This is a genomic window from Bacillus sp. Marseille-P3661 (assembly GCF_900240995.1).
Classification (GTDB): domain Bacteria; phylum Bacillota; class Bacilli; order Bacillales; family Bacillaceae_J; genus OESV01.
Map to the genome: position 1 here is coordinate 1 of NZ_LT965960.1, position 12,510 is coordinate 12,510.

Below are 12,510 nucleotides of genomic sequence, written 5' to 3' on the forward strand. Positions count from 1 at the left end.
GGAACAACCAAATCATAAATTTGCATATATGGACTTAAATTCATCATCTCTTGTTTTTGTATCATCCAATCCACCCACTTGAAATTGATACTATAATTATACAAGAAAAAAGGTATAATTCCTCAAACATATGAGAATTATACCTTTTTAAAATTTTAAGGACTTTTTCAGTGGCCTCCCAGATGGTAAGCATTTTTTATATTAATCTTCAATTTGAAATGAAAAACAACGGTCATCTACCATTTGATCATTGTAGGTTCGTTCAATGAACTTTAATTTATTAGTTTTGTCTAGCAAAATTACAGTCGAAGTTCTCGTACCGTAATCACTCGTTTTAATAAAAAGTGGAGAAAGTTTCTTTTCCCACTCAAAGCTGACCCCTGTTTGCGGTAGCATGTGATCCGGAGCCTCTTCGTTATTTCCTAAAACGGAGAATAAGCACTCCATATCTAACGTTGTTTTGTTCATACAAGCTTTTAGCCCTTCTACCCCTCTATCAACCTTGGGCCAACTTGTATTTAACAAATGATTACTTAAACCATACAAACCGGATGTTAGTTCCTTTGGCTCATTATTAATATTAGAGTAATACCATAAGGAGGTAAAATCTCCGAATACTAAATTGTAGCCTGGGTACCGTAAACGGTTATTATTAATAATTGATAGATACTCTTCGGTCGTTACCGATGAGTTAAGGTAATCTGCAACTAATTTCCCTCTACTTTCCTTCCCTTCATTTGTCTCATTTGGATCACGATAGTTTGTTAGTGCTGCAAACTTTCCAGATTTAGTAACCCCCATCCATGTTCCTAGTTTTTCTAGATCTCTTCCCGCTAATATAGACGGATGGTCTTTCCAAAATGTTGCTTGCTCTGTTGGTCTATTATAAAATTCATCACGGTTTCCGGCAAGTATAAAAGGAAATTCAGGATGAACATTATAAGCGAATAATAGAAGGCACATGATCAAACATCCTTTTGTAAAAAATTTAATTTCATGTAAACTTTTGTAAAATGCTTTTATATTTATTTTATATAAAAGCGCTGTGAAAATACAATGGATACTCTGGAGAATATAATAAGAGTTAAGCATTAAAAGTGAGGATTGAGGTGGAAACATGATTGAGTATTTTGAAAAAGTTTACAGTGGCGAGCCTTTTACTATATTCTCTACGGTTCATATCATGACCTTGATGCTCCTGCTCTTATTGAGTGTAGCACTCTACTTTTTACGTCACTTTTTTCGAGAGCCGATCACCAATCGAATCAGTAGACATACAATCGCGTTTACTCTCCTCGGGTCAGAAATAAGCTTGCAAATATGGTTTTTAAGTATAGGCGTTTGGGATAGTAGCCATTCCCTTCCACTTCATTTAAGCAGTATTAGTTTATTTACTTCAGTGGTAATGCTTATATCAAAAAATTTCACACTATTTGAATTCACCTATTTTTCTGGAATCGGAAGCGCTCTTCAAGCCATGCTTACTCCGGATTTAGGCGTGTACTCTTTCCCACACTTCAGATACATTCACTTTTTTATTTCTCATGGCGGTGTTGTGTTATCGTGCTTATTTATGATAATCGTAGAAAAATTCCGCCCAACATTCCGTTCAATATGGAAAGCTTTTTTCCTATTAAATCTATATGCAGGTACAGTCTATCTATTAAATATCATCCTCCAAGGAAATTACATGTATTTACTACGAAAACCGGTAAATCCATCTCTATTAGATTATTTAGGGCCTTGGCCATTGTATATTCTTTCACTAGAAGGGGTAGCACTAATTATGTTTCTTATTCTATATTTACCATTTTCTATTTATTATCATTGGAAAAGTAGAAACAGTTTTTTACAGTAAATACTTAATTCTACCACTTTTCGAAATTTTTACAATATAAAATATGTACAAAATATTGATATCTGTGTATAATAAAATTATCAACTTTTAAAGGAGTGACAAGCTTATGGTAGAAATTGAAAAGATTTATGAGGAATTTGAAAATGTAAAAATGCATTATGTAGGTTTCATGACTAATGATTTAAGATATGATTTTGCAATTATTTATACCAATATGTTTTTAGGCAAGACTTTGTTAACTTGTATGCAAACTGGTCGTTCTACACTTATTGAAGGCAGCGATCTTGAGGATCCAGAACATTTTTGCCAAATCTTTAATATTGATACAGATGAAGCTAAAACTGTTACTGAATTTTTCAAAACAAAAATCCCGAACAGTGGGTTTACAAGACAATACTAAAAAAACTCCCTACCGTCATAAAATGCGGGTGGGGTTTTCCCCGTGCATCCCCAAATGTTACTAGTACCTCAGCAGTATTTTAGTCCTATGAATGAACCAAAATATATCCGTAAACAATTTCATGATAAATATATGACTAATGGAGGTGAATATTGGTTGCTACGACAGTAAGGCCAACAATAGACAAGCAGTGCCATAGTAGTCAACAAGGTGTAGCAATCAAAATGACATTATGAACAAAAATAATACTAGTAATAAAAAGAAAAATCCAACTATCAACTCAAATAAACAGCGAATATCATCCATTGAAAATGACCCGACTCCTGAGAATAATCCACTGTATGGTGAAGAGTCACATAAAAATTAAACAAGATATGAAAAGAGGTCATTTGCTTAAATAGCATATGATCTCTTTTTCTTTATACTCTAATATCTCTCAATATATTTGAAGTGATTAAGCCCACATACCGCCTCTATCTTTTCTTTTAGGTATTATTTTTGTTTTATTGTCATCTTTTTCTTCAAATTTTAAGCATGATTGTCCGGATGCTCGAAATACATAATCAGCCGGTATTTGTTGTGTTTTAAAGTTATAGGCTCTACAACCTCGGGGAAAACGTTGATCCCATGTAGTATAAAAATATTTACATTTAAAACAGTCTGGTTTATTCTTTTTCATTGTATTTGACTGCAATAATAACCCACCAATTAAGTAATATTAAATGGGCCAATTAAGTATTGCCTCCCCCTCCCCTTTCAAAGCTGATACCTAGTGGTAAATTTTACGTTACTTTTTCCAAAATTGAAACCATTTCATTGCTTGTTTTTTTGTGATATCATCTTTAGTCAGTACTTCTTGTTGTCGTTTAATAGACTTCAGTTCGCTTATTATTTTATGATCTAGCTCTTCTATCATTAGCTTCTGTGCATATAATTGACTTTCTAATTTTTTGTATCTTGTATCGTTATCCAATTCCATTGTAGGTTGTTGTTGTGTTTCCGGCAACGATTTCTGTGCACTCTGCAAGTCTTTCATTAGTGATTGTATTTCTTTGTATTGGGAATCAAGCTTGTCTAGAAGAATCCAATTAAAGTCTTTTAATTGTTTGATTTCCTCGTAAAGCATCGTTATCTCATTATTAGCAATGTGGTCATCATTCATTTCTTCAATATATGAAATACGCTCTAATATTTGTGATGTTTTTTTTATATTTCTTCCTGGTTTATTTAATATTTTATAATCCATAAAACACACCTCTAAAATAAACTTGTCCTATAGACAAAGTAAAATAGCTAAACAATTCATAAAAAGCTAATTCCACTCATAAATATGGACAAGGACTAAGTAAATTATAGAAAGTGGAATCATTAATGAGTAGATCAATTATAACATATCTTTTTGTATTTTTAGGAGCAGTGTTGCAAGGAGTTGGAATGTCATTATTTTTATTTCCTCATGACATCCCTTCAGGTGGTGCCGCTGGACTTGCTATTCTAATGAATTATTTTCTCCGTATGCCCTTAGGTATTGGTTTATGGATTGTAAACTTCGTATTTTTATCCGTTGCATTGAAGTATTTTGGATATTCTTGGACGCTTCGAACGATGTTTGCCGTTACAACAACTTCTGTAACAGTCAGTTTACTATCTACCCACGTTTGGATTCCGCATATCCACTTATTATTAGACTTGCTACTTGGCAGTATTATTTTTGGTATAGGTGTTGGTTTATTAATCCGAAATAACGCTTCAAGTGGGGGTATGGTCATTCCTGCTTTAATGATTTCTAAACATTTTATGATAAGACCAGGTTCTGCAATGTTTGGCATTAATATTTCCATCTTCTTTCTAACTGCTGTTGTTATTCATTGGAAGATCGTTATATATGCCATTGTATGTCAATGGCTTTCAACAAGAATAATTGATTTCGTTAATGAAGTTGAAATTCCAAAATCATTTTCTCCTGCGTTTGGTTGGAGAAAAAAATAAATATTACTTTACATAACTTTAATAAAACCCACTTATTAAGTGGGTTTATTTTTCTATTTAAACTTAAACTATAATCACATTACTTTTTTTCCTTTTGCTGTAATAGTAGCTTTTCTTTCCTTTTTCATGGAGCTTATTAAGCTCATAGTACCAATCGTAGCTAAAAATACACTTCCAATAGCTACTACGGTATAAAAATCTGCTTCAAAAAATAATTTTACTAGCCCGTATGAAATCACTAAAGAGAAAACTGGTGATACTAGCCATACCTTTAACATCCGTTTTATAATCCCTTTTTGCCATAATAGTAGACCCTTATCTGCAGCGCCTATGCCGAGTATACCAGCTGTAGTAACCTGTGTAATTGGAATTGGTAAACCAAATAATGATGCGATGATGACCAACCCAGCACCAAAGCCTGAGACCGTACATCCTTCTAGTAGGGACAATGTGGTAATTTTTTTCCCATTAGTCTCCATCACCTTTCCTCCTAAAAGAAAAGCACCTAATGAGATAAAAAAGCCACCTATTAAAGTTCCAAAAGAAATAGAGATAATCCCTGCTCCAACTAGAGGTCCTATAGCGTTTGATACATTATTCATACCTGCTGAAAATGCTTCGAAGAAACCTGTAATAATTAATAAAATGGTAAGGGGTTTTTTCCAACGTACGTTTAGATTCCCTTTTCGACTTCGGTTAATTTTTGAGATAATTAGCCCAGCTACAAAAGTTAAACTAAATGCAATAATTGGGATGATGATCCAAAAGGATACAATAACTAGTAATTTATGAAAATAAACGGATTGGAAGGCAATACCAACACCGACTACTGAACCGACCGTTACCTCACTTGTTGATAACGGAATACCAATCATATTTGCAATAAAAAGTGTAAAAGCTGCTGATGATAGAATGATGATCGCCATTTGAATGGTAATAATTGATGATGGTACGATCCCCGTTCCAATAGTTTTTACTACCGCCTCTCCTCCAATAGCGGCTCCAAGAAATACACCTATCGAGCATAAAAGCAACGCAATTCTTTTATTGGCTACAGCACCTGATCCATAAGCAACTCCCATAGACGCGGCAGCACCACTCGCCCCCATATTCATTGCAAAGAAAAATGCCACGATTAACGAGATTACGATATACATCATTAGGTCCACATCGCTTTAGCTAAAGTGAAGGCCGCATTCATTTTTTTGATGATTCTGCCAGCGTCCTGCACGTAAATCTTCATTGCTATGAACTGGCTTTGTACAAACCTCACAACCGATACTAGGATAACCTTTATCGTGTAGTTCATGGTACGGGAGTTTATTCAAGTTTATATACATCCAAACATCATCCCACGTCCAATGTATTAATGGACAAATTTTGATAAGTTTGAATTTTTTATCTTTATTAATATACTGCACATTTGCCCTAGTAGGTGCTTGATCTCTGCGAAGCCCTGTAATCCATGCTTTATATTTGGAAAGTTCTTTCTTTAACGGTTCAATTTTTCTAACATTACAGCATAAATTAGGATTAGATTCCCAAAGATTCTTGCCATATTTTTCAGCTTGTTGCTCTAAAGTATATTGAGATTTTAAAAAGTTTATATTGTACGTTGGATACCTTTCTTTAACTTTTTCAATAATTTCATATGTTTCAATAAAGTGAAGGTCTGTATCTATAAAGGCAATACTAGCATTTTTATTAATTTTGCTGATCAGGTCTAATAATACACTGCTTTCTGCCCCAAAACTGCAAGCATATACGATTTGATCACCATATTGCTCAAAGGCCCATTTAAGACAATCCATTGTATCCTTTACTGAAATTGAGTTAACTATATCTTCAGACCATGAATCATATGTGAGCAAGATTTTCCCCTCCTTTTATTCAAAAGGTCGGTTTCTAACTTCTATCTGCCCTTTCTGCTAAAATCGTAGATAAATCAAGATATTGAACGGTATTATTTTCTACCGTGAATTGATTCATCATATTTATATTTCCTGTTTCACTGATAGAAACCATACCGCGTATCCATGCACCATGTCCGAATACTAAAATTCGTGAATAATTTTTATATTTATCAATAAATGTTAATAGTCGATTTTCAAAATCAATCATGCGTTCACCTAATGTTAAATTTCGTGGATGATCAATCCAACCTGCAGTATTTATTAAATATTTCTTGTCTTTTCCCTCATAATCACCAAAATTTAATTCATTTAACAAGGGATCCGTTACATAAGATGTATATCCGTACTGTTCGGCGGTTTGGTGGGTTCGCTTTAATTGACTTGCGAGAGTCAACTCAGGTTTAAACAATTTAATTTTTTCAATATTTTTTGCTATATTCATTTGTTGTTCAGGTTCTACAATCGGATCGATTGAAATATCACGACTTCCTTGTAATAATCCCTTTTTATTCCATTCAGTAGGAAGATGTCTAATTAAAAAAAGTTCCAATGTTATAAACCTCACTTATTTTGTTGATGAAGCTCTCTTATCTGCCATGAAAAAGGTTTCGCTTCTCAGCCCAACTCGTTCGGCCTCTAATAGAAGGGCGTCTTGAATTTTTACATTTCCTAGGTTCACATTTGCTCCAAACGCATTAATAAAATACATTTGGTGCTTTGAAGACGCGGCTTCAAAGATAACTTTACGTAAATCAATCTGTTTTGAAAGTTCTGCAACAATTGATTTTTTCACTTCTCCATTCCGATTATATATGCCTGCTGTTCCAGAATCTCGTCCTTCCGTAATCACATATTGGCAGCCAGCGTCTAACAATGCAGTGATTTCTTCAGTCCAACTCCGGATTGATAAATCTTTATCACTATCCTTTGAACCAACTTCACCTAATACATAAAAGTCTTCCTTTAATTCCTCTACTAAACTAATTCTTTCTTCTAAAGGAATATCAAGGGTACCATTTGAAACTTCGATCCAATTTACTCCAAGCTCTCTTAAAGATTGTGTGTATTTTTTTAGCGTTCCTTGTAAATAACATTTTTCGAACAAGGTTCCACCACAATACACCTTTATGTTGAAACTTTTATACAGATTAATTTTTTCTTGGAGATTTGGGGTAACATAGGCAGATCCCACACCAAGTTTTGCTATATCAATATAGCGATGATAATCCTCTAATAAATGTTTTAATTCCCCTATTGGAATACCAAAATCAGTCACAGATGTAATTCCAAACTTTCGATTCCCTGTTGTTCTGGTTGGTAATGTTAGAAAGTCCATTAGGATAAACGCCTCCTTTGCTTTCAAAACTAGATTATTCACACAAAATATAAAGAGTGCAACTGTAGGTCAAAAAACTAGGCCCATTTTTGAATAGTTATGAGGACAATTTCTAACAATATAAAAGTCATGAAAAGCTGTAAAAGGAGTTGTACTAAACTTGGCCAAACAAAACCAATCATTTTTAACTATATTAGCAATTGGATCCATACCACTAATCCTGGTATTAGGAAACTCTATGCTAATTCCAATCTTGCCTAAAATGAAAAACGAGCTTGACATTTCCCAGTTTCAAGTAAGTCTCGTTATCACAGCTTTCTCGGTAGCTGCCGCTATTTCAATTCCAGTATTGGGCTATCTTTCAGACAGATTTACCCGAAAAGCGATTATAATTCCGTCTTTAATCGCATATGGAACAGGTGGAATTATTGCAGGATCTGCTGCCGCTTGGTTTGATAACGCTTATATGTGGGTATTAGCTGGCCGTGTTTTACAAGGCATAGGTGCAGCAGGTACAGCCCCGATTGCAATGGCATTGACAGGAGATCTATTTAAAGGTGGCCAACAAAGTAAAGTTCTTGGACTCGTAGAGGCGTCGAACGGATTTGGAAAAGTTGTCTCTCCTATCATTGGTTCATTGCTCGCATTACTTGTATGGTATGCAGCTTTCTTTGCATTTCCAGCTTTTTGTCTTATATCGGTTTTACTCACTTTATTTTTTGTTCATGAAAAGAAGAAGAAAAAAGAACCACCTCCAGTTAAACAATATGCAGCAGGACTGTTTTCAGTTTTTAAACAAGAAGGAAGATGGTTATTTACCGCTTATTTAGCTGGTGCCACTTGCTTATTTACATTGTTCGGTATTTTGTTTTATATATCTGATGTACTTGAAAAAACATATAATACCGATGGTGTATTAAAAGGTAGTATACTTGCTATCCCTTTGCTTTTTATGACAATTACATCGTATATAACAGGTAGTAAAATTGGAAAACATATGAAACTTATGAAAAACTTAATTATCATTGGTTTTCTCCTAATGACAGTTTCATTTGCAACACTTGTATTCTTCGATAAATTAGTACCTTTTATAGCTATACTTGTCATTTCAAGCATCGGAACCGGGTTAGTTCTTCCTTGCATTAATAGTTTTATTACTGGTTCTGTAAAAGCAGCACGAAGAGGTTTTGTGACCTCACTCTATGGATCAGTACGTTTTTTGGGAGTGGCTATTGGGCCGCCAATATATGGGTGGTTAATGGAATGGTCTCGAACGGGTATGTTTCTATCAACCGCGAGCTTAACATTACTAGTTGGCTTGTTATGTTTAATTTTGATTCACGTTAAAAATGAAAATCCTCAGAAACAAATGGGCGGTTCAGTATTTAAACGCCTTGAATTAAAAACTGAGTAAAAAGGTGGAGGTTTACAATGCAAATTTATTTTTCTCCTGAGGTTATGAAAAATGAAAGCCAGCTACTAAATATCGTCGATCAAAATAATAAACCTATTGGTTTTTTAACGTTTTTATTTGACGAAAAAAAGATGTATGTTTATGGCCAAGCAGAAGAAGGTGTTAAAGAAGACTTTAAAGATTTAGTTACACCCTACATCCAAGGCATGAAAAAAACAAAACCAGACATCGAAGTTTATAGCTATTTAACAATCGGAGGCTCAAAGTTTGAAATAAACGCTGAAGAAGAAAGCAAGTAGATTCCGAACAATATATCTCTGCCCTACTACATCGTACTTGTCATTGGGCAGAGTTCAAAGGTTTAATGGCGTATAGTAGTAGAGACACACAAGCCTCATTGGTAAGAGGACGCTTGGGTAAAGAGTTTTATTCTATATCAATCCGAAAAGGATAACCAATATTGGTTATCCTTTTTTGTAATGTTTTAAGCAGAAGAGACCTTAACTTGGGTCAGTCTCATCGTATGATAGCGTTGTTACTTTAGTTGTATTATGCTGGGCAATATCTTTGTTTGAAGCTTTTTGGCCCAGTTCTTCATGATCGTCTATTCCCGGAGCAACGGTTGCTTCGTACTTTTGTTGTTTATCTGTGGCCATTTCATTAACCTCCTAATGTCTAGTTTCTATTTTTATTTCTCGGGAAAGCGCAATATTTGACAAGAAGAGCTTTTAGTTATCACAACTGACTCGATTTTTGTAACAATATCAATGCATCTGTAGATGACCTATATCGATTGGACGAATTTGTCTATAACGGTATTGTATTCTTGATAAAACTTAGTTGGAATTTGATGTTTAGCTTTGGAAATATAAATAACATCTGTTTGCGATATATTATTTTTAAATAATGTTTGATAACCATGGATATAATGATCCCTTGAGCCATAAATTAGCAAAAGCGGTATCTTTATTTGAGAAAGACGAACAGTACAATTATAATAAAGGCCTTCCTTATACATTTGATACAGAATCCTTGGATTTACCATTTCAATATAATTTTGAAGTTCCCTTTGGAATGGTTTCTCTTGAGTATGGCTTGTAGCTAAAGCTTTTGCTAATAATTTAATTCCTCGCACTTGGGCAATAAAAATCCCTATCTTAAATTGCTGCTGCAATCGAAAACTGCTCACTTCTGAAAATCCCCCGCACAGAATGATACCTTTAACATGATCAGGATACAGCAAGGCGAATTCAAGCGCGATAGCCCCACCGTACGAGTAGGCACATAATATTACATTCTTTAGATTTAGATGATCTACTAACGCCTTTAAATCATGTGCTAAAAGCGTTATCGTAATATCTTCGTTTGAGAATTCACTTCGGCCATTCCCTCTAATATCGTATAAAATCACTTTATATTTTTCTGATAAGCTTTTTTGTTTTTTAAATGTTATCGAGCCCATGGCAGGTGGATGAATAAAAACGATCGGGTCCCCTATTCCATGTTCCTCAAAATACATGTTCATTTCCCCATTAATCGAAAAGTACGGCAATTTTGTCCCCCCAAAAAGAAAAGTATCTCTTTACATGTATTATGGGCCTGACTTTATGGCTTTATGTGAAAATTAGTTTGAATAGTTTTGCTCATTCTATGGCAACTTTAAAAGGAGGGGGTAATATTTTATGAGTCAAAGTAAAAACACACTAAACGAAACAACACCAAGCAACAAGAAATATGATGATTATATAGAGGTATTTCCCGACCTACAGGGAACGGAGAATTTACTCAATGTTACATTTGCGCCAGGAGAGAATTCGGATCTACAATTAAATGGCAGTGATGTCGATTATGGAATCAATTAGCGCTGCTGTTACATTATAGAATTAATTCCTAAAATGAGCTCCTCTGGTTCATGAATGTTTCTTTCAAGTACCAGAGGCTGCTTTATATTTGCTTATTTAGGGTATCCTTCTCTTGGTATATCTAAATTTTTTCCATTTACATCTTCGATTTTTCCATCGATTGTTCCCTCTACAAGCGAATCACTTGCCTGCTCATGGGTTATAGCGAGCCCTTTCTCAACTTCATTATTACTAGTATAAAAGCTTGGATCATAAATTTTTTCAGCTATTTTATTACTTTGATTTTGATTATTACTTTTCATAATCATGCCTCCTTTTTATTGACTTTTATAGTTTGTGTTAGACTTAGCTATTTATGACATCTTCCACTATTTTTAACAATAATTTTGGCATTTTATTATCGAGCTATTTAGGCCGATACCTATCCACCTTTTTCCTTTATACATAAAGTAATAAAAGAACCTTTATTAAGGTGGCGATTAGACGTGGATCAAAATAGAAACCCCAAACGTAACTTAATAAACCAACAAAACTTTAAACAATTTATAAAATCTACTGAGCGTTTTTTAGATGATACCTTTGGTCATTTTAATTTTAGTCAACTAAATTTTAATAACTTCGATTTAAAAAACATGTTTCATCGGACCATGCCTATTAAAATAAATGAAACTACTACGCACTATATTGTTGTAGCAAGCCTGCCAGGTTATGCAAAAGAAGATATAAAAGTTGAATTAATCAATCAGCAATTAAAAATAACTGCCATGACCAGTAAAGATCCTTCAAGTCACATCGAACGAATACTTGGTTTTCCTCATCCAATACAAGAAGAATCTATCCAAGCAAAAATGAAAAACGGTTTATTAAAAGTCTTTATAAAAAAACAACAACCAACCGGGCGCTCGATTGCGATTGAAAGCAATTAATAGTTAACTGGATTATTCTAAAAGGAAGGAGTTAAAAGATGAGATCTTTCACCTATCTTGATTTCTTAGCGTACATGGGGGTTGGTAATGCTCATCCTGGTGGCTTAGAACTAACGAAGAAAATAGTAAAGGCAAGCAGGCTTAGAAAAGATGATCATATTTTGGATGTAGGCTGCGGAACAGGCTTAACAGCAGCCTATCTTGTAAGCGAATATGGCTGTCAAGTAACAGCAATAGACATACACCCGGAAATGGTTAAGAAAGCTCAAAGACGATTCAAGGAAGCGAACCTTCCGATTATTTTGAAAAGAGCCAACGCTGAAAATTTACCATTTCCTGATCAAACATTTGATGTGGTCATTACTGAATCCGTCACAGCTTTTACAGATATATACCGTTCACTTAAAGAATATCAACGTGTATTGAAGGATGGAGGAACCCTGTTAGCTTTAGAAATGACCGCTGAGGACGTATTGAATAACGAAGATAAACAAAGTATCCAAAATCTTTATGGCATGAATCAAATTTTAACAGAGCAACAATGGATGGTTGCAATAGAACAAGCTGGTTTTAATCCAATTGAAATATTGTTTTCAGGTAAAGCAAGCGAACACTTAGTATATCAAAATGAATTGCTTGAAACCTCAATGCCTATCTTTGAACCCTCAGAACAAGTTGATACAGATATTTATAATATTTGGGCCGATCATGAGCTGCTCATCCTTAAATACCAATCTGTATTGGGTCATCGTGTATTTAAGGCGATTAAGTAGTTAGGTTGTCCACTTTAGAAATGAAATCATTCAGTACGT

General features: G+C 34.3%; 18 protein-coding genes. 8 read left to right on the forward strand and 10 right to left on the reverse strand.

The features are described 5' to 3' along the window. Positions 1–201 precede the first annotated feature (201 nt). The gene (locus C1724_RS24980; RefSeq protein WP_102349733.1) at positions 202–963 is read right to left on the reverse strand and encodes an NRDE family protein; all 762 of its coding nucleotides are present in this window, start codon (positions 961–963) and stop codon (positions 202–204) included. A 154-nt stretch (positions 964–1,117) separates the two neighbouring features. On the opposite strand from C1724_RS24980, the gene C1724_RS24985 reads away from it, so the two are divergent. Next, the gene (locus tag C1724_RS24985; protein ID WP_102349735.1) at positions 1,118–1,858 is read left to right on the forward strand and encodes a YwaF family protein; all 741 of its coding nucleotides are present in this window, start codon (positions 1,118–1,120) and stop codon (positions 1,856–1,858) included. Between the two features lie 106 nt (positions 1,859–1,964). Continuing rightward, a complete protein-coding gene (locus C1724_RS24990; protein ID WP_102349737.1) occupies positions 1,965–2,258 on the forward strand; it encodes a DUF3055 domain-containing protein in 294 nt (97 codons plus the stop codon). Positions 2,259–2,712: 454 nt separating this feature from the next. Here the strand turns inward: C1724_RS24990 and C1724_RS24995 are convergent, their stop codons facing one another. Both C1724_RS24995 and C1724_RS25000 read right to left on the reverse strand, forming a co-directional pair. Further along, positions 2,713–2,952 carry a hypothetical protein gene (locus C1724_RS24995; protein WP_308410519.1) on the reverse strand — a complete coding sequence of 80 codons (240 nt, stop codon included), beginning with the start codon at positions 2,950–2,952 and terminating at the stop codon, positions 2,713–2,715. Between the two features lie 93 nt (positions 2,953–3,045). Further along, entirely contained in the window at positions 3,046–3,504 is a 459-nt protein-coding gene (locus C1724_RS25000) for a hypothetical protein (RefSeq protein WP_102349740.1), read from the reverse strand. 125 nt (positions 3,505–3,629) lie between these two features. Here C1724_RS25000 and C1724_RS25005 point away from each other — a divergent pair, with 125 nt between their 5' ends. Then, positions 3,630–4,247, forward strand: a complete 618-nt coding sequence (locus C1724_RS25005; RefSeq protein ID WP_102349742.1) for a YitT family protein — start codon at positions 3,630–3,632, stop codon at positions 4,245–4,247. 74 nt (positions 4,248–4,321) lie between these two features. Here C1724_RS25005 and C1724_RS25010 read toward each other — a convergent pair whose 3' ends face one another. The 4 genes from C1724_RS25010 to C1724_RS25025 are packed head-to-tail and all read right to left on the reverse strand — an operon-like array spanning position 4,322 to position 7,496. Further along, entirely contained in the window at positions 4,322–5,404 is a 1,083-nt protein-coding gene (locus C1724_RS25010; protein ID WP_102349744.1) for an inorganic phosphate transporter, read from the reverse strand. Positions 5,405–5,422: 18 nt separating this feature from the next. Further along, the gene (locus C1724_RS25015; RefSeq protein WP_308410520.1) at positions 5,423–6,118 is read right to left on the reverse strand and encodes a phosphoadenylyl-sulfate reductase; all 696 of its coding nucleotides are present in this window, start codon (positions 6,116–6,118) and stop codon (positions 5,423–5,425) included. Positions 6,119–6,152: 34 nt separating this feature from the next. After that, positions 6,153–6,710 (reverse strand): histidine phosphatase family protein, encoded by a 558-nt coding sequence (locus C1724_RS25020; protein ID WP_102349746.1) that lies wholly within the window; start codon positions 6,708–6,710, stop codon positions 6,153–6,155. Between the two features lie 15 nt (positions 6,711–6,725). Beyond that, on the reverse strand, positions 6,726–7,496 hold the full coding sequence (locus tag C1724_RS25025; protein WP_102349748.1) for a phosphosulfolactate synthase: 771 nt from the start codon (positions 7,494–7,496) through the stop codon (positions 6,726–6,728). Positions 7,497–7,656: 160 nt separating this feature from the next. On the opposite strand from C1724_RS25025, the gene C1724_RS25030 reads away from it, so the two are divergent. Beyond that, positions 7,657–8,910 (forward strand): MFS transporter, encoded by a 1,254-nt coding sequence (locus tag C1724_RS25030; RefSeq protein WP_102349750.1) that lies wholly within the window; start codon positions 7,657–7,659, stop codon positions 8,908–8,910. A gap of 17 nt (positions 8,911–8,927) precedes the next feature. After that, the gene (locus tag C1724_RS25035) at positions 8,928–9,209 is read left to right on the forward strand and encodes a hypothetical protein (protein WP_102349752.1); all 282 of its coding nucleotides are present in this window, start codon (positions 8,928–8,930) and stop codon (positions 9,207–9,209) included. 201 nt (positions 9,210–9,410) lie between these two features. Here the strand turns inward: C1724_RS25035 and C1724_RS25880 are convergent, their stop codons facing one another. After that, positions 9,411–9,566: a hypothetical protein gene (locus C1724_RS25880; protein ID WP_180994443.1), complete on the reverse strand. Its 156-nt coding sequence runs from the start codon at positions 9,564–9,566 to the stop codon at positions 9,411–9,413. Positions 9,567–9,694: 128 nt separating this feature from the next. Then, positions 9,695–10,462 (reverse strand): alpha/beta fold hydrolase, encoded by a 768-nt coding sequence (locus tag C1724_RS25040; RefSeq protein ID WP_102349755.1) that lies wholly within the window; start codon positions 10,460–10,462, stop codon positions 9,695–9,697. A gap of 130 nt (positions 10,463–10,592) precedes the next feature. Here C1724_RS25040 and C1724_RS25045 point away from each other — a divergent pair, with 130 nt between their 5' ends. Continuing rightward, positions 10,593–10,772, forward strand: coding sequence for a hypothetical protein (locus C1724_RS25045; RefSeq protein ID WP_102349757.1), 180 nt, complete (start codon positions 10,593–10,595; stop codon positions 10,770–10,772). A 92-nt stretch (positions 10,773–10,864) separates the two neighbouring features. Here C1724_RS25045 and C1724_RS25050 read toward each other — a convergent pair whose 3' ends face one another. Beyond that, complete coding sequence (locus C1724_RS25050) at positions 10,865–11,074, reverse strand: YozQ family protein (protein WP_102349759.1); 210 nt, start codon at positions 11,072–11,074, stop codon at positions 10,865–10,867. Between the two features lie 183 nt (positions 11,075–11,257). Between C1724_RS25050 and C1724_RS25055 the strand changes: the two genes are divergently transcribed. After that, positions 11,258–11,698: an Hsp20/alpha crystallin family protein gene (locus tag C1724_RS25055; protein WP_102349761.1), complete on the forward strand. Its 441-nt coding sequence runs from the start codon at positions 11,258–11,260 to the stop codon at positions 11,696–11,698. 38 nt (positions 11,699–11,736) lie between these two features. Further along, complete coding sequence (locus C1724_RS25060) at positions 11,737–12,471, forward strand: class I SAM-dependent methyltransferase (RefSeq protein WP_102349763.1); 735 nt, start codon at positions 11,737–11,739, stop codon at positions 12,469–12,471. Positions 12,472–12,510: the final 39 nt, after the last annotated feature.

Bases quoted from the DNA above. Each gene is read 5' to 3' on its own strand.
- C1724_RS25035 (WP_102349752.1), top strand. From the start codon at position 8,928: ATGCAAATTTATTTTTCTCCTGAGGTTATGAAAAATGAAAGCCAGCTA.
- C1724_RS25010 (WP_102349744.1), bottom strand. From the start codon at position 5,404: ATGTATATCGTAATCTCGTTAATCGTGGCATTTTTCTTTGCAATGAAT.
- C1724_RS25045 (WP_102349757.1), top strand. From the start codon at position 10,593: ATGAGTCAAAGTAAAAACACACTAAACGAAACAACACCAAGCAACAAG.
- C1724_RS24985 (WP_102349735.1), top strand. From the start codon at position 1,118: ATGATTGAGTATTTTGAAAAAGTTTACAGTGGCGAGCCTTTTACTATA.
- C1724_RS25025 (WP_102349748.1), bottom strand. From the start codon at position 7,496: ATGGACTTTCTAACATTACCAACCAGAACAACAGGGAATCGAAAGTTT.
- C1724_RS25005 (WP_102349742.1), top strand. From the start codon at position 3,630: ATGAGTAGATCAATTATAACATATCTTTTTGTATTTTTAGGAGCAGTG.
- C1724_RS25050 (WP_102349759.1), bottom strand. From the start codon at position 11,074: ATGAAAAGTAATAATCAAAATCAAAGTAATAAAATAGCTGAAAAAATT.
- C1724_RS24980 (WP_102349733.1), bottom strand. From the start codon at position 963: ATGTGCCTTCTATTATTCGCTTATAATGTTCATCCTGAATTTCCTTTT.
- C1724_RS25880 (WP_180994443.1), bottom strand. From the start codon at position 9,566: ATGGCCACAGATAAACAACAAAAGTACGAAGCAACCGTTGCTCCGGGA.
- C1724_RS24990 (WP_102349737.1), top strand. From the start codon at position 1,965: ATGGTAGAAATTGAAAAGATTTATGAGGAATTTGAAAATGTAAAAATG.
- C1724_RS25000 (WP_102349740.1), bottom strand. From the start codon at position 3,504: ATGGATTATAAAATATTAAATAAACCAGGAAGAAATATAAAAAAAACA.
- C1724_RS25060 (WP_102349763.1), top strand. From the start codon at position 11,737: ATGAGATCTTTCACCTATCTTGATTTCTTAGCGTACATGGGGGTTGGT.